The organism is Arthrobacter sp. P1_C12_2 (assembly GCF_056406415.1).
The window spans coordinates 60,959-86,720 of record NZ_JBFUAF010000010.1; the positions used below are offsets into that span (position 1 = coordinate 60,959).

Genomic DNA, 25,762 nt, shown 5'->3' on the forward strand with positions numbered 1-25,762 from the left:
CCTGGGGCTGGAAGTTGCATCCACTTCCCGATTACCCCGCGCGGCGAAATAGTGCACTGACGCAAACTTGCAGTTGTGCATTTCTTGCAGTCGTGCAATTATTGTTGTATGAGCGAAACCCCTTCTCCCGGCCTGAGGGAGCGCAGGAAGGTTGAAACTTGGACCGCCATCCACGAAGCCGCTGCTTCCCTGGCACTCCAGGGGGACGCCGGACAGGCCACTGTTGAAGCGATCGCGGACGGCGCCGGGGTATCGCCCCGGACTTTCTTCAATTATTTCCGCACCAAAGAGGACGCGGTCCTTGGTCTTCGCGAGCCCTTCCTGGACCCGGAACTATCAGGCCGGCTGTCCACCGATGACGACCTCCTGGGGCAGGTGTCGCGGCTGCTCGTGACGGTGGCCCGAACGGCGATCGGAGACACCGACTCGGCACGGCTGCGCGAACTCACGGCCCGGTATCCGAATCTGCACAAACGCATGATGGAGTACATGACCCAAGCCGAGGCCCTGGTCCGCGAGTCAGTGGCCGGGCTGCTGGCCAACGATCCTTCATGGTCCGCCGGGGCCGAAGGCTTTGGCCCCGAGGAGACCGCGCGGATGCTGGTGATGCTCGCAGGTGTCCCGGCCCGTTTTAGCGCCACAAACCCCGATGCCGACGTGGCCCAAGGCCTCCCCGAAGACCTCGGCCCCGCTCTGGCTCTTTTTCATCATCTGCAAAGGAAACTTTCATGACCACGCAAGCAGTCCCCGCCGCAGGGCAACACGGAGAGAAACAGCACGTCATGCTGCTGTTCGTCGGCCTGATGCTCTCGATGCTCCTCGCCGCATTGAATCAGACAGTTCTGAGCACCGCGCTGCCAACCATCGTCGGTGAACTCCACGGCGTCAACGACATGCTCTGGGTCATCACGGCCTTCATTCTCGCCTCCACCATCACCATGCCGATCTACGGCAAGCTCGGCGACCTGATGGGCCGCAAGGCCCTGTTGATCGCCGCCATCATCTTGTTCATGATCGGCTCGGTCATCGGTGGCCTGGCCAATGACATGGGCACGCTGATCGTTGCCCGCGTCGTCCAGGGCCTTGGCGGCGGAGGGCTCATGATTCTCTCCCAAGCCGTCATCGCCGACGTCGTTCCCCCGCGGGAACGCGGCAAGTACATGGGTATGATGGGCGGCGTCTTCGCCATCGCCTCCGTCGCCGGTCCGCTGCTCGGCGGCTGGTTCACCGAAGGTCCCGGCTGGCGCTGGGTGTTCTGGATCAACATCCCCCTGGGCCTGCTTGCCCTGGCCGGTGCCGTGTTCTTCCTGAAACTGCCCAGGCACAGCGGCAGGCCGCGCCTGGACCTCGGCGGCATGGTGCTCGTCGCGATCGCAACGACCTGTCTGGTCCTCTTCGCCACCTGGGGTGGCAGCAAATACGAATGGACCGACCCGATCATCCTGGGTCTGATCGCCGGCACCGTGCTCAGTGCCGTCGCCTTCGTACTTGTCGAGCGCCGCACGGCCGAGCCCATCATTCCACTGCACCTCTTCAAGGACCGCAATTTCAACCTCTCCACGATCGCGGGCCTGTTCATCGGTGTGGCCATGTTCGGCGCCATCGGCTACCTGCCGACCTATCTCCAGATGGCCTTCAGCGTCGATGCCACCGAATCCGGGCTGCTCATGATCCCGATGATGGGCGCGCTGCTGGTGGCCTCGGTCGTTTCCGGTCAGCTGGTCAGCCGGACCGGCCGCTATAAATGGATGCCGATCGCCGGCGGCGTCCTGGTCGCAATCGCGCTGGTCCTGCTCTCCACCCTCAAACCCAACTCGCCGCTCTGGGAAATCTGCGCCTACCTGGCCGTCATGGGCCTGGGGCTCGGCCTGAGCATGCAGATCATGGTCCTGATTGTCCAGAACTCCTTCCCGCTGCGCGAAGTCGGCACAGCAACAGCGTCGAACAACTTCTTCCGCCAGATCGGCGCCACCCTCGGCTCCGCCGTGGTCGGCAGCCTGTTCGCCAGCCGGCTGGCCCAACTCCTCACCGAACGGCTCCCTGCCGCGGCACAGGGCGGCGGGGCACCGGGCGGGTCAAACTCGCTGACCCCGGCCGTCGTCGGCAAGCTACCGGCGCCGATCAAGGAGGTCATCATCTCCTCCTACAACGACGCCCTGACGCCCATCTTCATCTGGATGGTCCCGCTGGCCCTGGCCGCGGCACTGCTGATGTGCTTCGTCAAAGAAAAGCCGCTGGCCACCGCCGTCGAACACGATGTGCTGTCCGAGTCCATTTCGGAAGGCAACATCCTCATCACGGCCGACGACGCCGACGCCACCGGCAACGCAGCCCCCGTCCACGTCTCGGCCTCGGCCTCGGCCTCGGGGCGGTAGCTCCCGGAGCCGGAAACGGCGTGGCGGGTTTGTGCAGTACGCACACCGCCACGCCGTTCCCTGCTGGTCCTGCGCGACTGGTTCCCGGGGGTCAGACTTCTTTAAGGCTGATTTTCAGTGCATCCAGGAGACGGTCCGCATGCTCGCTCCGGAATGCAAGCGGCGGCCGGATTTTCAGAACGCTGTCATCTCGGCCGATGCGGCTGATCAACACGTGGTTGCGCTTCATGGCCTCGACGAGTCGTTTGGTTCGGTCTGCCGAGGGTGCTTCCGGGACCTTGTCGTCGAAGACCTCAAAGCCGAAGAAAAGGCCGGTTCCCTTGATGGGTCCAATGAACGGAAACTCTGCGCGGAGCTTCTCCAGGGATTCCTTGATTGATGCCCCAAGAATTGTGGCCTTTTGGGGAAGCTGCTCGTCCTGGAGGATCGAGAGCACGGTGCTTCCAACCACCGCCGAAACGGGGGTCCCGGCGAAGGTGTTGAAGTAGTTGTTGTGCGGACCGAAGTGGTCCAGCATTTCACTGCTGGTGACCACTCCCCCGATGGGATGACCGTTGCCCATGGGTTTGCCCAGCGTCACGAAGTCAGGGGCAGCACCGATCCGCTGATGGCCCCAGAAGTGCGTTCCCGTACGCCCGAAGCCGGACTGCACCTCGTCAGCGACCACCAGTCCGCCCGCCGCGTGGACCCGGTCGATGACGCCGGTTATGTAACCGGCCGGAAGGGTGTTCAGGCCCTCCGTGGAGAAGAGGGAGTCGAAGAGGAAGCCGGCAAGGCCATAACCGGCACGGTCGAGGGATTCGATTGCGGCATCCACTTCAGCAAGGGATGCGGCAAGGAGGTCTGCCTCGCTCAGCGTGGTGCGGTCCATGTCCGGAATGCGGATGGGCCGGACCTCGGCAGCCAGGGCCTCGCCTGTGCGGAGTCCCGTGGTGAGACCGGCCAAATACGAAGTGTGCCCGTGGTAGCTGAAGTCCGAGACCAGAACGCCCGAGGCCCCTGTAGCCTGCCGGACCATTCTGAAAGCGAGGTCGTTAGCCTCTGAGCCGCTGTTCGTGAACAAAACCCTGTTCAGTTCGGGCGGAAATGTGCCCAGGAGCTGCTCGGCGTAGTCCACGACGTGGTTGTTCAGATAGCGTGTGTGGATGTTCAGCCTGCTCGCTTGATCGGCCATGGCGGCTATGATCCGCGGGTGGCAATGGCCTACCTGGGGCACGTTGTTGTAGGCGTCAAGATACTGTTCGCCGCGGGCGTCCGTGAGCCAGACGTCGTGTGCCGCCACAAACTCCAGCGGCTCATCGTAAAAAAGCGGTGAGTAAAGTCCAAGCGTTTGATAGCGGCGTTCGAGCAGGGTCGCGGTCATTTCAGATCTCTCCTTGGGGTGTCGATGAATTGTCTTGGTGTAGCCACCCGGTCGAACCGCTACCGGTAAATCTTTTCGCCGCTTCGACCACCCACGGGGCCAGCCGGGATTCAGCAAAATCGCTGGCCGGATCGCCCGGACGGTGCGCGGCCCAACCCAGGTAGCTCATGCCCCGGGCAATCAAGAATGCGTCCAATGCCTCGCCCACGGCGGGATCCAGCTCACGGACGCTTTCGTAGCCGTGGAGGAACGCCTCCGCGAGGGTGGCGAAGTTCGGGTGCGGGGTGGCGAAGAAGAGGGCCGTGGCGATGTCAAAGCCGAACCACCCTTCGCCGAAATCGTCAAAGTCGATGATGACAAGTCCGTTGCCGGTGGCAAGGACGTTCTCAAAGGTCATGTCCGCGTGAATGGCCCCGAACACGCTGCGGTCCCTCCCCAGCGCTTCGATGACCAGCGAGGCAGCCTCCGCGGCCTGTGCCAAGGACAGCCGGCCCTCCGGTGTGAGGGACCGCAGCCGGGTTCCATCACCCCAAAGGGCACCGGGGCCGAAAAGCCCGTCCAGGTCCCAGGCAGGTCTCCGGAGGGATTCCGGCGGGGTGGTGGATTCAGCGTGAAGATGATGGCGGCCCATCACGGTACCGAGCTGACGCATGTCGTCCTGGTCCAAAGTGCCCGCCCCCGTAAAGACCTGGAACGAGTCCGCGATAGGGAAGGCATCGGGGAGCCAGCGCTGGACGGAGACCAACCGTTGATCGCGGTCCACCGGGACGGCGTAACCGCCGAGGAGGCTTTCAACGGGCTCTGGTACGAGCAGACCGGCTTCCTGAAGGCCACGTAGATGGTGCGACTCGCACTCGATCTCGACGGCCGCCCGGTAACCGGGGCGGTGAATCCGCACGGCGCAATCCTGCCCGTCGGATTCGACCCGGAAGACCTGATTCTCCCGCTCCTTGATGAACGTAATTCGGGCTGAGGTGTCGATACCAAACAGCGGGAGGGCCTCACGGACTAGGGCCACGCTGGGGGCAAGGGAAGCTGTCATAAAACTAGACTAATGGTCTATTTTTCAGACCACAAGTCTTTTTTCAAGAAAGACAGTAGGGTGAGATGAAAGCCGCCAATGGCGGGGCACAAAGGCGGAGGAGGGCACATGTCAGTGGAGAGCACGAAACGACTCAGTCTCCGCGAACGCCGGCAGGTAAGTACACGCAACGACCTGATCCAGTCAGCACTGGCGGTGATTGCCGAAACCGGGACAAGCGACCTCTCCGCGGTGACGATAGGCAGGATCTTGTCGGACAGCGGAATGGCGCGGGCCACCCTGTATGCCCACTTTCCTGGGGGCCGCGAAGAGTTGCTGGCCGCGGCATACCAGCACGTGGCCCACCAATTTTTGGACAACGCCCGATCAGCGATCGAATCCCGCGGCGGCGAGAAGCTGAATTGGACGCAGCGGGTTGAGGCCTTCGCCGAAGCGCTGCTTGCAGTTTCGGCGGACAGGGGAATCGGTTACTTCTATAACATTTCCGGGCCTCAGCTTTTGGGTTTCAGCAAGGATCGTGGCGTCGGATCCACCGGCGTGTTCACGGCCTTCAGCGCCGAACTCCACATCGCTACTCGCGCAGGAAAGGTACCCAGCGGCTCGAGCGAACCACTGGCCGTCTTGCTTGCCGGGAGCATGCGGGATGCCGGGATCCAAGTGGCACTCAATCCGGACAGCGCCGCAGAATTGCAGCGCGCTTTTCGCTTCCTTCTCCGGTGCTTGGATGAAACGCACGACGCCAACTGACGGAGCCGGGCGTTCAAACGATTCCTTGCGGACGGAAGTCCCGCATGCCGGCACCTAACGTGCGCCCCCGGTCAGGACACGCGGCCTCAGCCGGGCAACGAGCGTCGCGGCGAGCAACGCCGTCGTGAGTTCTAGGCCGATGACCAGCAAGAGTTCGGCAGCGCCGGACGTGTCCACAACCTTCGACGCCGGTCCCCCGCTGTGGGCGTGACCGGCGCCGCCCGATCCGAGCAGCAAGACGGTATGCAGGAACACCATAGCCAGTGCCGAAACGGTGACCTGATGGAGAGCTCCCATTCTGCTGTGACGCCAGATGTGCACCGTACAGGGGACGCAGACGGCGGCTAGAGCAATCATGAGAGCGCCGAGCCAGGCGTCGTGGTGCCCCGAGGCCGCAAGCCACAAGTGCACGAGGCAGGACACGGCCGTCAGGGCCGCGCAGATTCGCGGGTGCAGGACGGGCCCGGCTGACCGGACCCGTCCCGCCGTCGTGGTCATTTCGTGATTCCTGACGCTTAGCTGTGGCAGTGTCCGCCGGCGTCGCCGTCGCCATGGCAGCCGGAGGACGCCTGTGAGCTGGCGGGCACGTCCAGGACGGGGCTGCGGTCGAAGAAGCCCTCCGGGCGGAGCTTGAAGCCGACGGTGTCCACCGGCATCATGGGCCAGTCCTCCACCCGGGGGAAGTGGGTCAGCCCGAAGGTGTGCCAGATGACGATGTCCTGGCCGTCAATGTCGCGGTCCTGGGCGACGTAGGCCGGCAGGCCGGCTCCCCCGCTGTGCTGGTTGACGAAGTCGCCGGTGGGGTAGCGCTCATCTTCTGCGTAGCGGGTGACCCACAGATCCTTCGTGGCGAACGCGGCACGGCGTGCGATGGACGAGTCCGGGTCGGCCAGCAGTGTGGGCTGGTTCTGGGAGTGGAGCTTGTACCCCACAGGTTCGCCGAGCCGGTTGCGGGACTCCGGGTTGGAGATGACCCAGGTCCGGCCGTTGCGGGCATCGGCCTCGCGGGCGGCTTCTGATTCCCGGGTGAGGACCGTGCGCTTGCGGGAGAAGGCGTTGCCGCGTTCGTTGCCCTCGCCCATGGCCTGCCGGACCACGTCCTCTTCCTCGACTCGGTTGGTGAACCCGTCAACGGCCATGTCCAGCCGGGCGCTGAACAGGTGCTGGTGGAACGGCGCACCCAGGCCCGGGGCGAGCTGGGAAATATTGTCCGAGCCGCCTTCAGGGAACGCGGAGGTGAAGACGACGCCGGTGGCCTTGGCCTCGAATTCGATGGTGCCGTCGAGGTAGAGGTACCAGTAGAAGCCGTAGTCGTAGTTGCCGATGGTGGTGAAGAAGGAAATCACCAGGCGCCGGTTGCGGCGCGTGTAGTTGATGCCCGTGTACATGTCTGAATGCTTGGACAGGATGCCCCAGTCCTCTTCGTGCATGCAGATCCCGTTGCGGATCTCGCGCGGATTGCCGAATGCGTCGCTGACCACCGGGCTGAGGTACGAGATGTCGCCGAGGCAGTCGCAGCCCAATTCGAGCGAGTTGGCGTACTGGCCCACCAGGTATTCACCGGTGTCGAAGTAGTTCTGCCAGGACCGGATCGGCGACGGATCACCATACGGGACCACCATCTCGGCGATGGACGCCCGGTTGATGATGGGCCGCAGGCGGTCGCCGTCCTGGAAGGCGATGTTGTGCAGTACGATGCCTTCGCGGGAATCGAAGCCGACGTCCAGGCTCCACTTCTCCCACTCCACATGGTTTCCTCCGGAGACAGTGAAGCTGGGCCCCTCCGGCTGGGTGATGCTGATGGGCTTCTGGGTGGTCCGCAGCGGCCCGGTCAGCTCCGGATCGGTGTAGTTGCCGTGCTCGGCCGGCACAGGGAAGATGCCGGTGTCGATTACCCGGGTCACGGTCTTGCTCATGACGTCGACGTATCCAACCAGGCCATCGACCGGGTGCGCCCACGCGCTGTCCTCAGGAAAATCCTGCACGAAGGCAAGCCCGCGCAGGATCCGCCGGCCCTTCTCCTCCGCGTACTCGTAGACACCGGCGGACAGCGGAGCCACCCGGACCTTTGCGACATCCAGGTTCCTGGCGGCTAAGGCCTTGAGCCACCGTTCGTCATGGGCCAGGAGCTGCTCGACGATCTCGAACTCCTCCTCCAGGACGGGAAGCTCCCCGGTGGCTGTTGTGTCGAGCTCCAGAGCGGAGATCAGCGTCCCGGTCGAAACGGAAACGATCGCGTCCGTCGGCGCAGCGCCCGACACGTCATGAATGAATGCGCGGAACCGACGGTCCTCCGCTTCCTGTCCCCGCGACGGATCCAGAAGGCCGAGGTAAGCGATCCGCTTCTCCGGTCCGAGCAGGCCGTTTGCACTCAACAGCGACTGAGCTTCATGGATTTCGTCAGGGGACGCCAACGGGTGGCGGACGGCCGTTTGCAGTACTGAAGTTCGCATGGATCCTCCGGTTCGACTTCGAAAAAATGTTTTTCTATGACTGTAGAGAATACGCGATTGTGACTCGGGCCACAAGTGCGGAGCGGAGTCTCAAGTTTTTTTTCGCCAAGTGTTGAAAAAAGATGACGGAGCTTCTAGTGTGTGTTGTGTCACACGGCGGAAAGTGCCGGACAGTGACGGCAGCGCGCTGAGACCGCGCGCAGTGTGCCAATCGGCCACCAGCAAAACCCTCCCCGCAACACCAGCAACCCCTCTCTCCCCCCTAAAAGGAGCACGATGAGCACCAGCACAGCCACCAGCACCGTGGAAACGTCGTCGGCCGCGGCAGGATCCAGCCGGACAATTCTTAATCCAGCCACGGGCCAGCCCGTCGGGGAGGCGCCGGTCCACACCGTTGAGGACCTGGAGCGCGCGGTCGCCGCCGCCCAGGCAGCGCAGCCGGCCTGGGCGGCGCTGGGGCACGATGCCCGGTCCGCCGCGCTGATGAAGGCCGCCGACGCCGTCGAACGCTCCGCCGAAGAACTCGCCCGGCTGCTTTCCCGCGAGCAGGGCAAACCGCTCAACGGCCCGAATGCCCGCTTCGAGGTCGGCGCCTGCGCCGCCTGGCTTCGCGCCGCCGCCGGCACGCCGCTGGACCCCGAAACCGTGGTGGACGACGGCGAAACCCGCGCCGAGCTGCACTACCGGCCCATCGGCGTCGTCGGCGCGATCGGGCCCTGGAACTGGCCCATGCTGATCACCGTCTGGCAGATTGGCCCGGCCCTGCGGATGGGCAACGCCGTCGTGATCAAACCCTCCGAATACACCCCGCTGTCCGTCCTGGCCCTGGTCGAAATCCTCAACCAGGAACTCCCCGAAGGCCTCCTCACGGTGGTCTCCGGCGGCCGCGACGTCGGCGAGGCCCTGGCCGGCCACCCCGCGATCGGCAAGATCATGTTCACCGGCTCCACCGCCACCGGCAAAGCCATCATCAAATCCTCCGCCGACACCGTCAAACGCCTCACCCTGGAACTCGGAGGCAACGACGCCGGCATCGTCCTGCCCGACGCCGACCCCCAGGCCATCGCCGAAGGCCTCTTCTGGGGCGCGTTCATCAACACCGGCCAGACCTGCGCCGCGCTCAAGCGCCTCTACGTCCACACCGACATCTACGACGCCGTGTGCGAAGCCCTGACCAACGTCGCCGCCGCCATGCCCATGGGCAATGGCCTAGACGAGAACAACGTCCTGGGCCCACTGCAAAACCGGGCCCAGTACGACATCGTCGCGAGGCTCGTCGAGGCGGCCCGCGACTCCGGTGCCAAGATCCTGCTCGGCGGCAACCCTGACCCGGACCAGCCCGGCAACTTCTACCCCACCACCCTCGTCGCCAACATCGACAACAGCAACCCCCTCGTCGCCGAAGAACAGTTCGGCCCCGCCCTGCCCATCATCCGCTACACCACCGTGGACGAGGCCGTCGCCATGGCCAACGCCCTGGACGTCGGGCTCGGCGCCTCAGTCTGGTCCGCCGACCCGGCCGAAGCCCGCAAGGTCGCGGCCAGGATCGAAGCCGGCACCGTGTGGATCAATGCCCACGGCATGGTCAACCCCATGATTCCCTTCGGCGGGTCCAAGCAGTCCGGCTACGGACTCGAATTCGGCGTCGAAGGCCTCAAAGCCCTCGGCGTGCCGCAGATCATCAACGGCTGACACCGGCCGGCGCCCGTATGGGCGCCAGGCCGGGCTGCCCACCCGACTCTTCCTCCGGCCAAGAACGGCAACGTGATCGCGCGTCCCCGTTCCCGACGAACCGGACTGCGTGGCCACCGGTAGGCCGCCCGCTATTTTTCAGGAAAACCCCATGCAGAGCCGGTCAACGGAGACCCCTGCGTCATCACCTTAACTATTTCCCCGGAGGCTGAAAGTGTCCCACGAATCTTCACCAATCCCTACCGTCGCCCAACCGCCGGGCTTGAGCCGGCGTACTCTCGGTGTTCCGGCCCTGGTCTTCATGACCATTGCCGCGTCGGCACCGCTCACGGTGGTCGCCGGCGGTTACCCCGCCAACTTTGCGGTGACAGGGGTGCTCGGTGTCCCCCTTTCCTTCCTTGTGCTCGGAGCCTGCCTGACCCTGTTTACCGTGGGCTACGCCGCCATGAGTTCGCGAATCCGAAATGCCGGGGCGTTCTATGCGTACATCGCCCAGGGCCTTGGCAAGAGGACCGGTGTAGGGGCGTCGTTCGTGGCCCTCACGGCGTACAATTCCATCCAAATCGCCGTCTACGGTCTCTTCGGTTTTGCCTCGGCTACCTTCATCAATGAAAAGACCGGGGCGGATGTCCCGTGGTGGGCAACTGCCGGAGTTGCCTTCCTGGTCGTCGCGTGGCTCGGCATCAACAAGGTTGATTTCTCTGTGCGGGTAGTGGCCGTGATGGTGGGACTGGAATTTCTTGCAGTCATCGTCTTCGACGTTGCCGCATTTGCTGTGCAGCCGGAAGGGGTTTCGGCGACGGGCCTGATGCCAGGCGATTTGTTTACCGCCGGCGTCGGCGCTGCCCTGGCCTTTAGTATTGCCAGCTTCATGGGATTTGAATCGGCGGCGATCTACAGCGAGGAGTCGAAAGACCCGAAACGCTCCATTGCCCGGGCAACGTATATAGCCGTCGCCATTATCGCCGTTTTCTACGCATTCTCAGCGTGGGCAATGATGACCGCAACCGGCCCCGGCCAAATCGTGGCGGCGTCCCGGGAACTGGGCCCAGGGCTGTTGTTTGCTTTCCTCGGTCAAAACGTCGGGACACTCATGGCAGACCTTGCGCAGATGATGTTTCTCACGAGCCTCTTTGCGTCGCTTCTTGCATTCCACAATGCTGTTGCCCGCTATGTCTTCTCGCTGGCCAGGGAAAATGTTCTTCCTCAGCGGCTGGCTTATGTCAATCCGCGTACCCATGCGCCTGTGGCCGGATCTATTGCCCAGTCCATAACCGCGCTGATCGTCATCGCGGCGTTCGCCGTTGCCGGCAATGCATCCGATTTGGGTCCGCTCTTTCCCGTCCTGACCCTCTTTACGTGGCTTTCGAATTCAGCCGCCGCCGGACTCGTTTTACTCCTGGTTCTGGTTTCGCTGGCTGTCGTTGGATACTTTCGCCGCAACGCCCATGAGCTTTCCCTCTGGACCACCGTCGTTGCCCCGGTGCTAAGTGCGCTGGCCCTCGGAGCCGTGTTCGTGCTTATCCTGGCGAACTTCGATGTTCTTATCGGATCCTCCGGCCCATCAGTTCTGTCGTGGGTGCTGCCGGCTATTGCGATTGTCCCCGGTGCCGCCGGATTGTGGTGGGGCCATCGCCTGAAGATCAAGTCTCCGGCGGTCTACGCGTACATCGGCCATGGCGGCGAAGGCTCGCCGGAGGAGTACGAGTATGATCAGCAGACGCCGGACTGCGACGAAGTTCGGGTCAATTAGCAAATAAATAGCTGGGCTCCTGTGCGGCATCCTCCGTCCCCTGTCGTGGGACGGAGGATGCCGATCCGCGTTACCCGTTCCTCGTTTGAACGGACGGCGCGGTTTGAACGGACAGGGCAAGGCTGTCGAAAGGCTTCCGGACTCAGGGTGCGACTACCCTAAAGGAAGTCCCGGGAAAAGCATCGGGTAGAGAGAGGTCTCCTTGCCGAAAATTGTCGATCATGACCAGCGGCGCGCAGATGTGGTCAGTGCCACATGGCGGCTCATAGCCCGCGACGGCATTGAAGGCGCCACCATGCGGGAAATCGCGGCCGAGGCCGGATTCGCCAACGGTGCCCTCAAGCCCTATTTCGGCAGTAAAGAGCATCTGCTTGCTTTTGCCTTCGAGCATGTCTTTCACGAAACAAACAAACGAATCGACACGGCCACCGGAATCAATACCGGTCTGGCCGCTCTCCGTGTGTTCTGCCACGAGGTGCTCCCCCTGGACGAAGAGAAGGAGAGCGAAGCCCGGATCGTGATCGCATTCTGGCAACGCGCCCTGGGAGATACGTCTAAGTCCGCGCTCCACGAACGGTCGATGGAACTATGGCGCGAACGAATCCTGGTCCATTTGAGGGATGCCCGGGCTGCAGGAGAGATCTTCTCCACAGTGAGCGATGACGACTTTGCCGGAATCCTTATGAATATGCTTCTGGGTGCGCAAATCAGCGTTGCCCTCGCCCCGGGCACCAGCACGCGGCTCCAGCTCATTTCCCAACTGGAGGCCGTGTTGAAACTCCTTCGAACCCCCCAGACGTAATTCCGACGCGGCTGTCCAGCGCCCGGGCGCTGGTTATCTGCGCTTTTCTTAGCGTCCACGGCCCCTGGCACAGAAGCTCCGCACGGCGCCGTCGTGGTTCATCGTCCGCGTCGCCGTTGACTCTGCGGGAGGCAGTCTGGAACGTCTCGTGGGCGCTGGTGAACGCACCGGACTCCCGTCCCCGGGCCGGCACGGTGGAGTCGTCCCCCAATGGGCCGACCGGTTTTGGTCTTGGGGACCTCCAGGTAGTGGTCAAGCTGGACTGGCTGCCCTTGTTTGGCCAGTATCCGCGGATGCCCGGCGTCCACGGCACGGATGTCGAACACCACAATTCCGGATGCCCCAACGACGCCCGGGGGTCAAGGTCTCGACCCTGACATCGCGGCGGATCCTCGCACAAGAGTACAGAGCCGGGAAACGGTCAGAGCCTGACACAGCACTTCACCGGATGGCACCCGGTCCCCCACAAGGGGAACGCGTCGACGGTGCCATCCGGTGGAACGGTGCTGCTGGAACGGTGCTACTCGGCCGGTGCGAGTACGAAGTCGTACGTCACTTCACGGCCCGTACCGTCTGCCTTGTCCTGAGGGTCGAGGACCAGCTCGGGCTTCACGGCCGAAGCGATGTCATCGCCAAGGTGCTTGTCGGCCGTGAAATACAACTGGGTCGTGATCAGCTGATGGTCAGCTGCCGCGATCTTCAGGTGCAGGTGGGCCGGCCGCCACGCGTGCCATCCGGCAGCCTCGATCAACTGTCCGCAAGCACCGTCCGTAGGGATCTGATAGGGCGCCGGCTGGACCGTCTGGATCTGGAAGGAACCTTCGGAGTCAGTTAGCGCTGTTGCCCGGAGGTTCCACTCGGGAATATTGGGGGCGAACTGTGAGTAGAAGCCCAGATCATCGGCGTGCCAGATTTCAATTGAGGCGCCAGCCAGGGCTGCACCCGTAACTGAGGTCACTTTGCCCTGGAAGACCAGCGGCGTCCCTGGTTCGTCCTCGCGCATCGGGAGGGTCGCAGGCGACTCGAGGACCGGCGATCCCGGGACGTAGTACGGGCCTTCGATGGTGCCCTTGCTGCCTGCCCGGCCGCTGTTGGCGACTTCTTCCACCGCGTGTTCCAGCCACACGTCCAGGAACAGCGGCCATTCTCCGGTCTCGCCGACCTGAATGAGCCACGTTTTCAGCGCGTTGTACTCCTCGTAGGTGACCTGTTCTTCAAGAACAGTTTCAACAAGGGCGTTTATGGCACGGGAGGCGAGTCGGCTGACCCGGTCAGTGCTCACGGCCAAGGCCGAGGATTTGTCAGACCGGAAGCGCTCGGTGGCCTTGGCCCCGGAATCGGCGGCCGTTGCTTCAATTTCTACAGACATTTGAAGTCCTTTCTTTGCTTTCCGTCTCCGCGTGGAAGCGGAAATGGGTGGTTATTTTTCGGATGCTGCGAGGGAGGAAGGGTGCTGGGCCAAGGGCGTGACTTGAATGGCCATGTAGGGGTACAGGGGCAGGCCCTGGAGTATTTCGTGCAGCTCGTCGTTGCCAGCCACATCGAAGACTGAGTAATTCGCGTACTGGCCGACGACCCGCCAGAGGTGGCGCCACCGGCCGTCGCACTGCAGAGCCTGCGATAGTGCCTTCTCGGCCGATTTGGCAGCGTTCGCTGCCGCCGGTGGGACATCCGCTGGGATATTGACGTCCATTCTGACCAGGTAGAGCATGTTTTCCTCCGTTTGTGGGAATAGCGGGCGCTACTTGTCCTGTCGGTAGCGTTCGAGTTTTTCGTCGGCGATTTCGGCGCCCAGACCGGGGACCTGGGGGACCGGAATTTTTCCGTCGCGGATCACGATGGGGTCCGCAAGAAGGTCATCAGACATGTCGAGGTAGTTCGACAGCTCGCCAGCGCGACGCGAAGTCGCTTCGTGGGCGGCCCCGAAAGCGACGGTGGCCAAGGTGCCGATCTGCGTGTCGATTTGGTTCCCCATCACGACGTCAACGCCAAGACCCGTGCACAGTCCCAGGATTTGCTGTGCCTCAGTGAATCCGCTGCGGGCGGTCTTGATGCTCACGGCGTTGCATCCGCCCGAGAGCAACTCTCGTGAAACGTCACCGGCTGTGGGGACGCTTTCATCACCGACTATGGGAATGGGTGATTTGTCGACCAACCGGCGCCGGCTCAGCGCTTCTTTTGCGTCGCAGGGTTCTTCCAGGAGGGAGAGCCCAACGGTTTCGGTGCGCCGCAAGACCTCGAAAGCCTCATTGGCGGTCCAACCACGGTTGGCGTCAAGGTAGAGGTCAATGTCAGGCCCCAAACCATCTCGGAGTGTGTGGCAAGCCTCAATATCCAGGATGAGTGGCTTGCGGCCGACTTTCAGTTTGAAGGTGGTGATCCCGTATTCACTGCGGACCCGAAGTGCTTCGTCCAGAAGTTCGGGCGCCGGCTTGAACCCGAGCATGTGGCTCACATTCATCTCCGTGGCGTAGCCGCCAAGAAGCGCCGAAACGGGCATGCTTGCGGCCTTGCCGATGATGTCCCAGACTGCAATGTCCAGGCCGCCCTTGGCGGTTTGGTTATGGACGGTCCTGGCGAGGATCCGGTGAATCTTGCCGCGTTCCAGCGGGTCCAGGCCCACGATGGCGGGAGCGAATACTTTGTTGATGATCGCCAGCACCGAGTCTTGCGTTTCCCCATAGGTGTAGGGCCGGGGTGGGATATCCGCTACCCCGGTCAGACCCTCATCAGTGTGGATACGGACCAGCACATGTTCGGCGTCCGTGACCTCGCCGCTCGCGAACGCCAGCGGCTTCGTGTACGGGATCGAGTAAGGAATCGTCTCGATGCGCTCAATCTTCACGGCATCTTCCTCTGGGTCATGGCGGCACATTTGCCGACGTCGGGTCCGGGCAAGGGAAGTCGTCCCTCCCATGTGAAGAATTCTTTCCTCCTACTCGGAAAGGCGACAGACGAAGTATCACCACGTCGAGTAAGGGTTTATCCCCTATTGGCGCAGGGACTTTGCGTCGTACGGTGTCGGAAAGACGATGCAAAGGAGTACCTGTATGCCGCATCCCAAGAACCACGACCGGATGTTCCTGACTTGCTACACGGACACGTTCGGATATGGGTGGCACCATGTTGATTTGTTCGTGCACGACGACGCCGGTCTTGAAGTGAACTGGGTCCACTGGCAGGTGGACGAGGACGGCCCTGCCGCTGCAGATGCGGTAACTGCCAGGGTGGAACCCCAGCTGCGCCGAACTTCGGAGTGGAAACACGGAGTAAGCGCCAATGGCTCCGAGTACTGGACCGCTGACGCCGCGTGGCGCTGACCGACAATGAAAGAAGGGCTCTGTTGGGAAACCAACAGAGCCCTTCTTTTCGTTCGCTTCTAGCCGAGTCGCGCGAGCTTTCCCTGCAACCGGCGGCCCGTCCTGTCGGGGTTCAGGAAAGCCATTGACAGCACTCCAGCAAGGACAAGCAGCGTTCCGGCCACACCGAACGACTGGTGCACTCCGTCTGTCATATGGGCGATCATGTCGATGGTGTCTTTCTTGCCAGGCTCCGGCGTCCGGTATCCGGCGGCGTCCATGAACAGGCCAACGGCTGTTGGGGAGATGATGGCGCCTATGGACGCGATACCGCCCAGCGTCGCCATGAGCACAGGCCTCTGGCGCGGGCCGACGGCGTAGGCCATGGCACTCGGGGCCATGGGATAGATGACGCTGCAGCCGGCTGCCACAGTCAGGAGAACAACAGATGTAGCGCCGGACGTCGCCGGTAGGAGGAGAAAGCACAGACCGGCGACCGTCAGCGATGCCCCAAATGGAATGCCGATGGCCCGGTGGACGCTATGACCGCGACGCATCAGCCAGCGGCCCAGAATTCCGAGGACGAGCAGAACAGCGGCGCCGAAGAGCCAGGGGAAAGTGAAAAAGAGGGCAACCATCTCGGGTGAGAGGTTGCCGACTCCGGCAAGATACTTCGGCGACCACGTTGTCAGGAACCCTTGCGTCCAGAAGTTCGTGAAGCCCGCAAAGACGGCGACGAGGAAAGACCGGCTGAGCAGTATGGAACGCCATGGCACGGGTTGCTGCCTGTCAACGGCAGAGGCGTTGCCCGAGTCGGAATCGACGGCTGCTGCGTCAGAGACGGCTACGTCGTCAAACGAGTCGCCTGTTTCAACGCCCGCGCCCTTCTTCCCGAACTTCGCACCGTAGGGACCATCTGACCCAACAAACAACCAGACGGCGGTCCAGAGGAGCCCGACGAGGCCGAGTGCTCCAAAAGCCCACCGCCAACCGAAGTTTGCGATGATCAGAGCCAGGGCCGGAGCAGCGATAACGGGTCCGAGGGTGGAACCGATCGCGATGAGGTTGCTTGGAAGCGACCTGTCGGACGGCCTAAACCATGAGGGGGCCGACGACAAGGACATCGCCGTCGCGGGTCCCTCGGCCCCGCCCAGGATGATTCTGGTAACCAGGAGCACTGCGGCGCCACCGCCAAAGAGCATGGGGAACTGCAGAATGGCCCAGCTCAGTCCGAGGGCGAGCAAGATCCACTTAATAGGTGCCCTGCCTGCCCAGACGCCGATTACTACCGAAGCAACAGCGTATAGAAAGAAGAAGGCGCTTCCAATGAAGCCGAACTGAACGTTGCTGATGCCGAGTTCGGGGATAGCCTGATGGGCTACCAGGCCCAGTACGGCCTTGTCAGCGAAAGCGATTATCTGGAAGAGGACAAGCAGGCCCGTAATGATCCATGCTCGCCTGTTCATTTTGCCTATTTGTAATGCATGAGTCATAGAGCCTGTTTTGGCTGGAGCGGCGGACGCCATATTTACCTCTAATTGGGATGCGGGGAAATTGGGGTGCGGGGAAATTAGGACAGTAATTCCGCAGAAGGCCTCCGCGGCCCCGGGGGCACGGCCGGTCAACGTTGAAGAGGCAGCCTCGCACTTTGCTTGCCATCTGCCGGCCGCAAGGCTTCTTCGATGCGTTGCCCGATGTCAAACAGTCGGGGTTCCCGTCCGGGAGCCCCGATAAGTTGCAGCCCCAGGGGCATGCCATCGGCGGAGGTAAGGCCTGGAATGGTCAGTACAGGTAGGCCAAGCGCCTGCCAGGGGCGGCTGAGGATTGGGCTGCCGGTTGCCTCCAACCCTGGCGGTGCAGCGCCCAGCGCCGCGGGTCCCAGAACCGCGTCAAAGCGCTCAAGCAGGGCGAGAACCTGCCGCCGGGACGCCGCAATGAGCCCGCGTGCGGCGATGTATTCGTGGTGGGGCAAGGCTCGGCCGGCGGCGAGAAGTTCGGCGAAGGGCACACTCAATTCATGGTGGTGTGCCAACTCTTCGGTGCGTGCTGCGGACGCTTCGCTGGCCATGACGGTGGCGTGTTGCTCGGCGAGGTCCCGGACCATTCCATGCTCGGACCACACGGAGAAGTGGAACCCGAGTTGCGTGCTGAGGGTCGATTCGGCGGCGATTAGCGCCTCGGACATTTCCTTGGAAAGTTCGCCAAGTCCGCTTCCGCCCCAGAGCAGAAGTTCAACCGGACCTATGGGCTGATCCTGTTCGACTGTTTCGAATCGGCTGAGGGATTCCCATGCGTACCGCACGTCCCTAACGGTCCTGGAGATCAGTCCCAGCGAGTCAAGCGAATGGCTAAGGCCGGTTATCCCGGCAGTTGAGAATTGGTCCTTCGCGGCCACAAAGCCAGCCACGCCGCAGTAGGAGGCCGGCCGGGTAAGCGAACCCGCGGTTTGCGTCCCCAACGCCAGAGGCACCATGCCGGCGGCCACTGCGGCCGCGGAACCACTTGAGGAACCCCCAGGCGTATGGGCAGGATTCACCGGGTTGCGCGTCGGTCCCGGGGCGAAATATCCGAATTCGGTTGTCACCGTTTTGCCCACGATGATAGCTCCGGCTTCCCTCAGCAAGCGCACACAATCCGCGTCCGCAGTTGCTGGCTCGTGGCCGCGCAGCGGGCTACCGCAGCCGGTAGGAAGACCCTCGACGTCGATCAGATCCTTGACCGCAACCGGAATCCCCCAAAGGGGTCCTTGTCGACCCGCGGTTTCCAGCGCCTTCGCCTGCGCGGCGGACCCGTCGACGTCGACTCTCACCCAGGCGTGCACCGCTGGTTCCTTTGCCCCCACCCGCTGGAGGGCATCGGCGAGGACCCTGCTCGGCTTGGTCCGACCGGCCCTGAGGTCCGAAACCATCTCCAAGAGCCCGTCCGGGGATGTCACACAGTCACCAGCTCAGGGGTCACGGAAAGGCGATGAAACTGCCTCTTGAAGTACACGAGGCTGTCACGCTCCCCCTGGACTTCAATACGTTCGACCTGGACGAAAATTACCGAATGGGATCCTTGCACGGAGCGATCGCTAATGCGTCCGACGATTTTGACCAATGCATCCCGGAGCACCGGCACGGATCCTGAGTTTTCCTCCCAGATATCCCAGCCAAAACGTTCCTCCATGGGCACCTTAGTGGCTCCGGAAAAGTGGCGGGCCAATTCCTCATGTTCGCCGCTGAGGACGTTGATGCAGATTTCACCGTTACTGTTGAAAATGTCATGCGCTGCGCTGCTCTGATTCACGCAGACCAGGACCGTGGGAGGGGAATCGGTTACCGAGCACACTGCACTGACTGTGATGCCAACCCGACCGTATGGTCCGTCAGTGGTGATGACATTCACCGCCGCCGGCAAGTGCGCCATGGCAGACCGGAAGTCCTTCTGGATCTGACTTAGTTCAGGCATTTATTCCTCCAAACGACGGGGCCCTCATCGGGCCTTCAATTAGTGCGTAATGAGAATTTAGGAGGATTTGGAGTTAATAAGTATGGCAATTTGCCCCACTGGTTGGCAGTTATCGCTTTAGCCGGGTAAGTAACATCCTTACGGCGAGAGTATTGACTGGGCCGGCCGACCGTCGATAGCGTCAATTAAGCCCATTTCACTGCTCGGCAAGGTCGCCACCATGGATTCCCCGGAAGCACTCGTGTACATCGTCGACGATGATCAGGAGCTATGCGATTCGTTGTCATGGCTTCTGGAATCGGTCAACATCCGTTCCCGCATCTACAACGATGTCGCGTCATTCCTGGCCAACTATGATCCTGCCGTCCCCGCCTGCCTTGTCTTGGACGTGCGGATGCCCAGGACTGGAGGATTCCAGCTGCAGGAGACGCTCAACAGCATCTCCTCCCCGCTGCCCATAATTTTTGTTTCGGCACACGGCGACATCCGGATGTCCGTCAAAGCCCTCCAACAGGGCGCAGTGAACTTCCTCGAGAAGCCGTACGATCCCAAGCACATGCTGGACGTTGTCCAAGAGACACTCGAGCTGGCCCGTCAGCGCTTTGCATCAGACCAAAGCCGTCGGGAAATTGAGGAACGCATTGCGGGTCTGACCCCGCGCGAACGGCAGATCCTCACCCTCGTTATTGACGGGCTGCCAAGTCAGAACATCGCGCGGAAGCTGGGAACCAGCGTCAAGACTATTGACGTTCACCGGACCAGGATCAAGGCGAAGACCGGCGCCGACAGCATTGCCACGCTCGTCCGCGACATCCTTCAACATCACGTGTCAGTTCTTTGAAGATCCCGGATGACCGGGCGGAGCCGATAAAGCAGTGAAGTCTTCCCCGCCGCGGCGGGGAAGACTTCACTGTGGTGCAGGCTGGACAGGCGCTGATGGCCGCAGGTCAGCTCCCAGGAACAACACGCCGTAGAACGCTGGCGGGACGGAACGCTGTGGCGGGACGGTCCTAGGGGCCGTCAGTCAGAAGAGCTCCAACGTCAGCCGGGGAGATCTGGCTCGGGAGACACATGCGGCGATCTGGTCGTTGGCCTTCTTTTCGCTGTTTGACATGCACTGGTCCCGGTGGTCGGGCTGGCCGCCCAATACGCCCATGATGCACGTGCCGCAGATGCCTTCTTTGCATGACGTGTCTACTTCGATGCCATTGTCGGCAAGGACCTGAACGATGGATTTTCCGACGGGCACTTCGTAGACTTCATCGTCCAGTTCGACTTCAAACGCGGTGTCCTTGTCTGTGTCGGTTGCCTCGCCGGCCTGGAAATGCTCGATGTGGATGTTGTCCTCGGCAATGACGGCGGAGGCAGTTTCTTGCACCCGCTCCATAAAGCCCTGCGGTCCACAGGTGTACACATGAGACGAGCTGGTGAGTGGCGCCAGAACGCTGCCGAGGACTGCTTGTTGCTGGTCTCGGGAAAGGCCGAAGTGAAAGAAGACCCGATCACCGAAGCCGCTTCGGTCCATGAGCAGGTCGCAGAATGCCGCCTCCTCCCGAGAACGGGCGAAGTAGTGCAGCTCAAACTCTTCGTTGATCCTGTGAAGGTGATAGGCGATGCTGATCATCGGCGTCACCCCGATTCCCGCCGCCACCAGGACGTGCTGGTCCGCCCCTCGCGCGACCGACAGCAGGTTTCGAGGCGTGCTGATTTCCAGCTCCTGGCCTACTTCCACCTGATCGTGCAGCGCGGCCGAGCCGCCTCGTGATGCCGCCTCGAGCTTGACCGCGACAACATAGTCGTCGGGTTCATCGGGCGGGCTGCAAAGCGAGTACTGGCGCATTACGGCTGTCGGGCCGACGATGTCGATGTGGGCGCCGGCCGGGTAGGGACCGAACGGTGCCCCATCCGCACGCTTGAGGCGGAAGGACTTGATGTTGCTGGTTTCCTCCAGCACTTCGGCTACGCGTACTTTGAACATACCCATGGGGCAACGCTCCTTTCCTTTTCTGTTGGTGATGTGCTGGCCGGGGGCTAGCGCATGTAGAGTCCGCCGTTGATGTCCCAGCAGGCCCCGGTGACCGATGACGCACCCTGGGAGGCGAGTAGCGCCACCGTGTCCGCGATAAACTCGGCATCCCCCAACCGGCCAACCGGAATGGTTGCCTTTATGATGTCGAGTTTTTGCGGATCAACGGTTTCGTAGACGACGGGAAGATCCAGTGGTCCGGGCGAAACGGCATTGACGGTCACACCGGAGGATGCAAACTCCCGGGCGAAGACCTTGGTGAGCGTGGACACGCCACCTTTCGATGCGGCGTAGTGGGCGCCGGTGGCAGTCCCGCCGTTGTGTCCTGCGAGGGAGTGGATGTTGATGATGCGGCCGTAGCCGCGTTCCCTGAAATGTGGACCAAATACCTGGCAGCCCAGGAAAGTCCCCCTGAGGTTGATGTCCACATTTTCGGTAAATTCTTCCGGAGTGATTTCCAGAACCGGTGCCACCTTGGAACGTCCGGCGTTATTGACCAGGACGTCAGTGCCGCCCCATTTTTCACCGAGCGCATCACGGACAGCTTCGAAATCTGCCTTGCTGCGGATATCGAGTGCGCCTGCCCAGACAGTCTCCCCGGATGGGTCAAGGGCTTCGGCAAGGGGCTTGACGGAGTCTGCCGTGGTGCCTGTGATGGCGACACGGAATCCTTCCTTATGGAGTTTGCGGGCGATGACTTCACCTAGCCCGCGGGCTGCGCCGGTGACGAGTGCGACTTTATTCATGGTCGAAGTCCTTAGAGCAGGAAGCCGGAGGCGTTCACGGCGGCGTCGGCGTTGACAAGGCGAATGAGCTTGAGCTCGATCCGGGCGTCGTCACCGTTGAACCGGATGCGGTGGGTGAGATCGGCGCCAAGTACCTGGAATTTTTCACGTTTGAAGCCCACCAGGACCTGCGCGGATCGCAGCGTCACAGTTTCCGCTGTCTGCTCCTCCACGGTAAACCGTGAAATGGTCCGGGTGGTGCGGGCCGCTGCCACCGCCGACATGGAGTATCCCTGAACCAGGCGCGTGATGCGCATGTGCCTCATCCTGGCATCGTCGTAGACCATGTTTAGTGATGATTCGAAGTCATCCGTGTCCGGATCGACAGGGATGACGTACTTCGCGTCTTCCGTGTAGAGCGTCTGCCAGGCCTCGTATGCCTTGTCATCGAGGAGCCGGGCTTCGTGCCAGATCAGCTCGATGGCGCGCCCCACCAGGGGATCGGCAAGCTTGCCCAGGCCTAGGTCGTAAGGTTCCTGTGCGGGGCGGTTATCAATACCGGTACCCTCTTCGATGGTCTCAGCGGTCATCGTTCATCATCCTTTTCCACATTGCGTATGACTCGCGCATGCCGGTTTCGTCCGTGACATGCGATGTTTTCCACCCCTCATCGGCGGCCACCTCCCGGCCAAGGCCGCGGTTGACCAAGATGGGCATCTCGGGGTTGGCTACAGCTCCGCGCTGGACCCGGTCCCATGCTTCCGAATCATCGGAAGTGCCGAACCCGAAGGGTCCTTGGAAGTGTTCGTGGATGCGCAGACGTTCCCGGTTGACACTCTCCGGTCCGCCGTCGAGGCCCAGCGCCATGTGCTGGATTTCGGTTTCGTTCACGGAGATCGGCCGCAGAACGCGGAAGAAGGACATTGACAGTGACAGGTTCGGGAACAGATTCAGGTTGTATCCCGCGCCGTGCATTGATCGGACGATGCGGCGCACCTGCTCTGGTGGCATCGTTTCGGAGAGTTCGTCGATGATGGGACGGAACCTCTCCTGGAGTTCTTCCGTGCCGTCGTCATCTTCCAGATCCACGTGCTCGGGGACCATGATGGCAACGCTGTGTCCATTGCCGAGTGCGTGGGTCACAGCTTCCTCGTCCGTCATGAAGGACAGCATGTCTGCTGTTTCGGCGTCCACCGAGGCCATCCAGGAGCGGTGCACGATCGGGAAGTGGTAACCGTCGGTGGTGTTTTCCAGCTGGATTTTCCAGTTTCCGTCAAAGCGGAACTTGTGCTCGCCCTGGACCTTGACCGGGAAGCCGGCCCCCTGCTTCATGAAGCGATCGATCCAAAGCTTGGCATCCCCAAGAAAGTCCGCCAGCGGCTCGATGTCCGTCTTGAAGGTGGCGAAGATGAGGCCGTTGTAGCTTTCGACGCGAAGCCGCTGCAGGGGCAGGTCACGCTTCTCGGCAACGCCCTCGTAGCCGTCGGGATACGGGATGCCGCGCAGGTTCCCTTCGAGGGAGTAGGACCAGGAATGGTAGGGGCAGGTGAAGCCGTTGGCTTTGCCTTTGGGTACTTCGCAGACGCTCGCTCCCCGGTGCCGGCACCGGTTCAAAAGGACATTGAAGTTTCCCTTCCGGTCGCGGTTGACGATGACCGGCTGGAGGCCGATGTGTGACATCTTGAAGCTCCCGGCGTCGGGAATCTCGCTCTCGTGGGCAACCCACACCCAGGTGCTGTAGAAGATCTTCTCCATCTCCCAGTCAAAAATCTCGGGGTCGGTGTAGAGCCTGGCCGCGACGCGGTCCTCGGCTGCCAGTGATGCGAAATCGCTGGCCCGGTCTGAAGTTGGGGCGGTCATCGGTACTCCTTAAGGTTTTGCAGGTCGGGTGTTGCTGGTTCAGTGATGTGGGCGCTGGACGGCGTGCGGGAGAACAGTTGTTCTGTCCGGAAATGGCTGATGGCGGCGTTGCCTTCCCGTATGTCAAAGTCGACAATTAGCCGGGCTAGTATCAGGTCCTGGTCGCCGTCCTGGTACTCGGACAGCTGTTGCATGATCCAACTCCCGGCAGCCGTGTCTCCGACGACAGTGATGTGGCCTTCGCCGAGAAGGTGGATGTTCCGCCGAAAGTGCGGTGATGGGGGGAGGTATGAGCACAACATGGCAAGGATGGCTTCCTTGCCTTCGATCCGGCCGAACTTGCCGCTGTACTCCGGACCGGTTCCCTCCCAAATGGCGTTATCGGAAAAAAGTGATGCCAGGGCCTCCGGTGCAAAGGCGGCCCGAGGGACATCGCAGAGGTCCATGTAGCGGCTCATTGTGCGGCGGACTGCCCCGGTGGCTTCGAGAGCTGTGAGGCGCAGTGCCAGCTCCGACGTCGAGATAGGTGCCATGGTCAGCCCGCAGCCGCTGGGACGTCGTCCCGGATGATCAGGGCGCGCCCGATCCTCGCCTCGATCTTGGCGTAGTGCCACAAAGGGTGCTCTCCCACCATGGTGGTCCGGAACAGATTGCACGCTGCCTTGACCGTTTCCTGGCTGTCGACATCGGCCAGGATGTAGCAGGTCCAGGGCCAACCATCGGAGGGACCGACCATGTGCGAGTCGTCATCCATGTTGCCGATGACATTGACGCCGTCCATTCGGCCCATTTCGGACATCATGCCCGAAAAGGCGGTCCAGACGGCACCGATGCCGCTCTTGGGCAGATCGAAAAAGTTCTGGTTGATGCCGATGCAGAACAGTACGCGCAGTGGATCTGATGGGTTTGTAGTCACGTTCTCTCCTTGTTGCTGCAGGTTCAGATGAAGGCCGGGATGGACGGCGGAATATCCATGAGGACGGCGCCGGCCCCGTCGTAGATGCCGTCGCCCAGGAAGGCGTGCTGGGTCACGACGGAGGCGTCCCTGAGGTAGCGCTGCATGGGGTTGGCGTCGTAAATGGCGGCAGTCCCGGAGAGCGTGTACGCGGCCTGCACGGCGGCGGCGCCGACCTTGGCGACATGAGTCGACGCCAGGCGCAGGAGCGCCTTCTGCTTGTCTGTCGGACTGTCGCCTGACTCGACCGTGGCGTAGACCTCGTCGGAAATCTCGTAGAAAAACGCCCTGGCAGAGCGCAGCGCAGCTTCCGCCTTGGCTATTTCAATCCGGTAGTAGGCGCGGTCGGCGAGTTTGGGCGCGCCGGTGATCCCCGCGCGTCCACTGCCGGTACGAATGGCGTAATCCAGGGCGGCGCGTCCTGTGCCGAGGTTCACTGCGGCGAGCACCTGGGCGGCGTACGCGATAGAGGGATAGCGGTACAGGGGTTCGTCGACCGTGGGCTCCCCGCCGCGGATGAAGGTCCACTCATCGGGAACAAACTGACCATGCACCCGCAGATCGTTGCTGCCAGTGCCCTGCAAGCCGACCACGTCCCAGTTCTCTACGATCTCAACCTGTTCCGGCCGCAACAGCGCCGTGAGTGGCTTGCCTTGGGTCCCCTCGCCGCCGGCGAGTCCCACACCAATGAGGTCAGCCCCGCGGCATCCGCTGGAGAACTTCCACTCCCCCGAAACATTCCAGCCTCCGTCAACGCGCTCAACCTTCTGCACGGGGAAGAGGCCGCCGGCAAACACGACATCGGGGCCACCACTGTAGAGATCGGCTTGGGTTTCCAGCGGCAAGGCTGCGAGGTAGACGGCTGAACCGAAACTCGCCACCCAACCCGCTGAGGCGTCAACCTGTGAGATGCGTTCTACGATGCGCAGGAATTCCGACGGCGACAAAGCATCTCCGCCGAAGCGCCGCGGGGTCGCGGCGCGGTACACGCCGGCCTTCTTGAACGCCTCAATAACATCCATCGGTACGGATTTTTGCGCACTGAACTCTTCGCGACGGCGCTCGACTGTAAGCAGCACCTCATCCAGAGTGATCGGTGATGCGGCATCCAGAACATTCGTCATGTTGAGCTCCCACGGGTTGGTCGTCGTCGTTGTCTGTTCCAAAGCTATGGGCCGGTTAGTAACGCAACAATTGGTGATTCACTCCCTAGGTAAGTG

General features: G+C 62.2%; 25 protein-coding genes and 1 pseudogene. 8 read left to right on the top strand and 18 right to left on the bottom strand.

The genetic code is table 11. The annotated features are described in order from the left end of the window. Positions 1 to 108 precede the first annotated feature (108 nt). Positions 109 to 732, top strand: a complete 624-nt coding sequence (locus AC1DZQ_RS12395) for a TetR/AcrR family transcriptional regulator (RefSeq protein ID WP_476963803.1) — start codon at positions 109 to 111, stop codon at positions 730 to 732. Continuing rightward, complete coding sequence (locus AC1DZQ_RS12400) at positions 729 to 2,375, top strand: MDR family MFS transporter (RefSeq protein ID WP_476963804.1); 1,647 nt, start codon at positions 729 to 731, stop codon at positions 2,373 to 2,375. The genes AC1DZQ_RS12395 and AC1DZQ_RS12400 overlap by 4 nt, the downstream gene beginning before the upstream one ends. Before the next feature lie 91 nt (positions 2,376 to 2,466). On the opposite strand, the gene AC1DZQ_RS12405 is transcribed toward AC1DZQ_RS12400, so the two are convergent. After that, entirely contained in the window at positions 2,467 to 3,738 is a 1,272-nt protein-coding gene (locus AC1DZQ_RS12405; RefSeq protein WP_476963805.1) for an aspartate aminotransferase family protein, read from the bottom strand. Between the two features lies 1 nt (position 3,739). Continuing rightward, a complete protein-coding gene (locus tag AC1DZQ_RS12410; RefSeq protein WP_476963806.1) occupies positions 3,740 to 4,780 on the bottom strand; it encodes a phosphotransferase enzyme family protein in 1,041 nt (346 codons plus the stop codon). A 108-nt stretch (positions 4,781 to 4,888) separates the two neighbouring features. Here AC1DZQ_RS12410 and AC1DZQ_RS12415 point away from each other — a divergent pair, with 108 nt between their 5' ends. Then, entirely contained in the window at positions 4,889 to 5,527 is a 639-nt protein-coding gene (locus AC1DZQ_RS12415; RefSeq protein ID WP_476963807.1) for a TetR/AcrR family transcriptional regulator, read from the top strand. Between the two features lie 54 nt (positions 5,528 to 5,581). Here AC1DZQ_RS12415 and AC1DZQ_RS12420 read toward each other — a convergent pair whose 3' ends face one another. Both AC1DZQ_RS12420 and AC1DZQ_RS12425 read right to left on the bottom strand, forming a co-directional pair. Continuing rightward, positions 5,582 to 6,025, bottom strand: coding sequence for a hypothetical protein (locus AC1DZQ_RS12420; protein WP_476963808.1), 444 nt, complete (start codon positions 6,023 to 6,025; stop codon positions 5,582 to 5,584). 17 nt (positions 6,026 to 6,042) lie between these two features. Next, on the bottom strand, positions 6,043 to 7,980 hold the full coding sequence (locus AC1DZQ_RS12425; protein ID WP_476963809.1) for a primary-amine oxidase: 1,938 nt from the start codon (positions 7,978 to 7,980) through the stop codon (positions 6,043 to 6,045). 276 nt (positions 7,981 to 8,256) lie between these two features. Between AC1DZQ_RS12425 and AC1DZQ_RS12430 the strand changes: the two genes are divergently transcribed. The 3 genes from AC1DZQ_RS12430 (at position 8,257) to AC1DZQ_RS12440 (ending at position 12,227) form a co-directional block, all read left to right on the top strand. Further along, the gene (locus tag AC1DZQ_RS12430; RefSeq protein ID WP_476963810.1) at positions 8,257 to 9,672 is read left to right on the top strand and encodes an aldehyde dehydrogenase family protein; all 1,416 of its coding nucleotides are present in this window, start codon (positions 8,257 to 8,259) and stop codon (positions 9,670 to 9,672) included. 214 nt (positions 9,673 to 9,886) lie between these two features. Beyond that, entirely contained in the window at positions 9,887 to 11,425 is a 1,539-nt protein-coding gene (locus AC1DZQ_RS12435) for an APC family permease (protein ID WP_476963811.1), read from the top strand. A 202-nt stretch (positions 11,426 to 11,627) separates the two neighbouring features. Then, positions 11,628 to 12,227: a TetR/AcrR family transcriptional regulator gene (locus AC1DZQ_RS12440; protein WP_476963812.1), complete on the top strand. Its 600-nt coding sequence runs from the start codon at positions 11,628 to 11,630 to the stop codon at positions 12,225 to 12,227. A gap of 520 nt (positions 12,228 to 12,747) precedes the next feature. Here the strand turns inward: AC1DZQ_RS12440 and catA are convergent. From catA to AC1DZQ_RS12455, 3 genes are read right to left on the bottom strand one after another with little or no spacing between them, the layout of a single operon-like run. Then, complete coding sequence (catA, locus tag AC1DZQ_RS12445) at positions 12,748 to 13,596, bottom strand: catechol 1,2-dioxygenase (protein WP_476963813.1); 849 nt, start codon at positions 13,594 to 13,596, stop codon at positions 12,748 to 12,750. Positions 13,597 to 13,647: 51 nt separating this feature from the next. Further along, entirely contained in the window at positions 13,648 to 13,938 is a 291-nt protein-coding gene (gene catC, locus AC1DZQ_RS12450) for a muconolactone Delta-isomerase (protein ID WP_476963814.1), read from the bottom strand. Between the two features lie 30 nt (positions 13,939 to 13,968). Continuing rightward, on the bottom strand, positions 13,969 to 15,072 hold the full coding sequence (locus AC1DZQ_RS12455) for a mandelate racemase/muconate lactonizing enzyme family protein (RefSeq protein ID WP_476963815.1): 1,104 nt from the start codon (positions 15,070 to 15,072) through the stop codon (positions 13,969 to 13,971). Between the two features lie 205 nt (positions 15,073 to 15,277). Between AC1DZQ_RS12455 and AC1DZQ_RS12460 the strand changes: the two genes are divergently transcribed. Then, positions 15,278 to 15,547, top strand: a complete 270-nt coding sequence (locus AC1DZQ_RS12460; RefSeq protein WP_476868666.1) for a hypothetical protein — start codon at positions 15,278 to 15,280, stop codon at positions 15,545 to 15,547. 59 nt (positions 15,548 to 15,606) lie between these two features. On the opposite strand, the gene AC1DZQ_RS12465 is transcribed toward AC1DZQ_RS12460, so the two are convergent. The 4 genes and pseudogenes from AC1DZQ_RS12465 to hpaC all read right to left on the bottom strand — a co-directional run bounded on the left by AC1DZQ_RS12465 (position 15,607) and on the right by hpaC (position 18,976). Next, positions 15,607 to 17,019, bottom strand: a complete 1,413-nt coding sequence (locus AC1DZQ_RS12465; RefSeq protein WP_476963816.1) for an MFS transporter — start codon at positions 17,017 to 17,019, stop codon at positions 15,607 to 15,609. Positions 17,020 to 17,147: 128 nt separating this feature from the next. Then, a complete protein-coding gene (locus tag AC1DZQ_RS12470) occupies positions 17,148 to 17,711 on the bottom strand; it encodes an amidase family protein (RefSeq protein WP_476963902.1) in 564 nt (187 codons plus the stop codon). Between the two features lie 87 nt (positions 17,712 to 17,798). Beyond that, positions 17,799 to 18,434: pseudogene (locus AC1DZQ_RS12475) on the bottom strand (amidase family protein); the annotation flags it as partial. Positions 18,435 to 18,457: 23 nt separating this feature from the next. Further along, entirely contained in the window at positions 18,458 to 18,976 is a 519-nt protein-coding gene (gene hpaC / locus AC1DZQ_RS12480) for a 4-hydroxyphenylacetate 3-monooxygenase, reductase component (protein ID WP_476963817.1), read from the bottom strand. 241 nt (positions 18,977 to 19,217) lie between these two features. Here hpaC and AC1DZQ_RS12485 point away from each other — a divergent pair, with 241 nt between their 5' ends. After that, positions 19,218 to 19,817, top strand: a complete 600-nt coding sequence (locus AC1DZQ_RS12485) for a response regulator transcription factor (protein WP_476963818.1) — start codon at positions 19,218 to 19,220, stop codon at positions 19,815 to 19,817. A gap of 183 nt (positions 19,818 to 20,000) precedes the next feature. Here the strand turns inward: AC1DZQ_RS12485 and AC1DZQ_RS12490 are convergent, their stop codons facing one another. From AC1DZQ_RS12490 to AC1DZQ_RS12520, 7 genes are read right to left on the bottom strand one after another with little or no spacing between them, the layout of a single operon-like run. Beyond that, on the bottom strand, positions 20,001 to 20,960 hold the full coding sequence (locus tag AC1DZQ_RS12490) for a PDR/VanB family oxidoreductase (RefSeq protein ID WP_476963819.1): 960 nt from the start codon (positions 20,958 to 20,960) through the stop codon (positions 20,001 to 20,003). Between the two features lie 47 nt (positions 20,961 to 21,007). Beyond that, the gene (locus AC1DZQ_RS12495; protein ID WP_476963820.1) at positions 21,008 to 21,748 is read right to left on the bottom strand and encodes an SDR family NAD(P)-dependent oxidoreductase; all 741 of its coding nucleotides are present in this window, start codon (positions 21,746 to 21,748) and stop codon (positions 21,008 to 21,010) included. A gap of 11 nt (positions 21,749 to 21,759) precedes the next feature. Next, positions 21,760 to 22,317 carry an aromatic-ring-hydroxylating dioxygenase subunit beta gene (locus AC1DZQ_RS12500; RefSeq protein WP_459384621.1) on the bottom strand — a complete coding sequence of 186 codons (558 nt, stop codon included), beginning with the start codon at positions 22,315 to 22,317 and terminating at the stop codon, positions 21,760 to 21,762. Next, on the bottom strand, positions 22,307 to 23,587 hold the full coding sequence (locus tag AC1DZQ_RS12505) for an aromatic ring-hydroxylating oxygenase subunit alpha (RefSeq protein WP_459384620.1): 1,281 nt from the start codon (positions 23,585 to 23,587) through the stop codon (positions 22,307 to 22,309). The genes AC1DZQ_RS12500 and AC1DZQ_RS12505 overlap by 11 nt, the downstream gene beginning before the upstream one ends. Continuing rightward, on the bottom strand, positions 23,584 to 24,120 hold the full coding sequence (locus tag AC1DZQ_RS12510; protein WP_476963821.1) for a nuclear transport factor 2 family protein: 537 nt from the start codon (positions 24,118 to 24,120) through the stop codon (positions 23,584 to 23,586). Before AC1DZQ_RS12510 ends, AC1DZQ_RS12505 begins: the two co-directional genes overlap by 4 nt. Positions 24,121 to 24,122: 2 nt before the next feature. Beyond that, positions 24,123 to 24,503, bottom strand: coding sequence for a hypothetical protein (locus AC1DZQ_RS12515; RefSeq protein ID WP_476963822.1), 381 nt, complete (start codon positions 24,501 to 24,503; stop codon positions 24,123 to 24,125). A 23-nt stretch (positions 24,504 to 24,526) separates the two neighbouring features. Continuing rightward, the gene (locus AC1DZQ_RS12520; RefSeq protein ID WP_476963823.1) at positions 24,527 to 25,666 is read right to left on the bottom strand and encodes an acyl-CoA dehydrogenase family protein; all 1,140 of its coding nucleotides are present in this window, start codon (positions 25,664 to 25,666) and stop codon (positions 24,527 to 24,529) included. Positions 25,667 to 25,762 lie beyond the last annotated feature (96 nt).

Bases quoted from the DNA above. Each gene is read 5' to 3' on its own strand.
- AC1DZQ_RS12395 (WP_476963803.1), top strand. From the start codon at position 109: ATGAGCGAAACCCCTTCTCCCGGCCTGAGGGAGCGCAGGAAGGTTGAA.
- AC1DZQ_RS12400 (WP_476963804.1), top strand. From the start codon at position 729: ATGACCACGCAAGCAGTCCCCGCCGCAGGGCAACACGGAGAGAAACAG.
- AC1DZQ_RS12405 (WP_476963805.1), bottom strand. From the start codon at position 3,738: ATGACCGCGACCCTGCTCGAACGCCGCTATCAAACGCTTGGACTTTAC.
- AC1DZQ_RS12410 (WP_476963806.1), bottom strand. From the start codon at position 4,780: ATGACAGCTTCCCTTGCCCCCAGCGTGGCCCTAGTCCGTGAGGCCCTC.
- AC1DZQ_RS12415 (WP_476963807.1), top strand. From the start codon at position 4,889: ATGTCAGTGGAGAGCACGAAACGACTCAGTCTCCGCGAACGCCGGCAG.
- AC1DZQ_RS12420 (WP_476963808.1), bottom strand. From the start codon at position 6,025: ATGACCACGACGGCGGGACGGGTCCGGTCAGCCGGGCCCGTCCTGCAC.
- AC1DZQ_RS12425 (WP_476963809.1), bottom strand. From the start codon at position 7,980: ATGCGAACTTCAGTACTGCAAACGGCCGTCCGCCACCCGTTGGCGTCC.
- AC1DZQ_RS12430 (WP_476963810.1), top strand. From the start codon at position 8,257: ATGAGCACCAGCACAGCCACCAGCACCGTGGAAACGTCGTCGGCCGCG.
- catA (WP_476963813.1), bottom strand. From the start codon at position 13,596: ATGTCTGTAGAAATTGAAGCAACGGCCGCCGATTCCGGGGCCAAGGCC.
- catC (WP_476963814.1), bottom strand. From the start codon at position 13,938: ATGCTCTACCTGGTCAGAATGGACGTCAATATCCCAGCGGATGTCCCA.
- AC1DZQ_RS12460 (WP_476868666.1), top strand. From the start codon at position 15,278: ATGCCGCATCCCAAGAACCACGACCGGATGTTCCTGACTTGCTACACG.
- AC1DZQ_RS12465 (WP_476963816.1), bottom strand. From the start codon at position 17,019: ATGACTCATGCATTACAAATAGGCAAAATGAACAGGCGAGCATGGATC.
- AC1DZQ_RS12470 (WP_476963902.1), bottom strand. From the start codon at position 17,711: ATGTCCGAGGCGCTAATCGCCGCCGAATCGACCCTCAGCACGCAACTC.
- hpaC (WP_476963817.1), bottom strand. From the start codon at position 18,976: ATGCCTGAACTAAGTCAGATCCAGAAGGACTTCCGGTCTGCCATGGCG.
- AC1DZQ_RS12490 (WP_476963819.1), bottom strand. From the start codon at position 20,960: ATGGGTATGTTCAAAGTACGCGTAGCCGAAGTGCTGGAGGAAACCAGC.
- AC1DZQ_RS12495 (WP_476963820.1), bottom strand. From the start codon at position 21,748: ATGAATAAAGTCGCACTCGTCACCGGCGCAGCCCGCGGGCTAGGTGAA.
- AC1DZQ_RS12500 (WP_459384621.1), bottom strand. From the start codon at position 22,317: ATGACCGCTGAGACCATCGAAGAGGGTACCGGTATTGATAACCGCCCC.
- AC1DZQ_RS12505 (WP_459384620.1), bottom strand. From the start codon at position 23,587: ATGACCGCCCCAACTTCAGACCGGGCCAGCGATTTCGCATCACTGGCA.
- AC1DZQ_RS12510 (WP_476963821.1), bottom strand. From the start codon at position 24,120: ATGGCACCTATCTCGACGTCGGAGCTGGCACTGCGCCTCACAGCTCTC.
- AC1DZQ_RS12520 (WP_476963823.1), bottom strand. From the start codon at position 25,666: ATGACGAATGTTCTGGATGCCGCATCACCGATCACTCTGGATGAGGTG.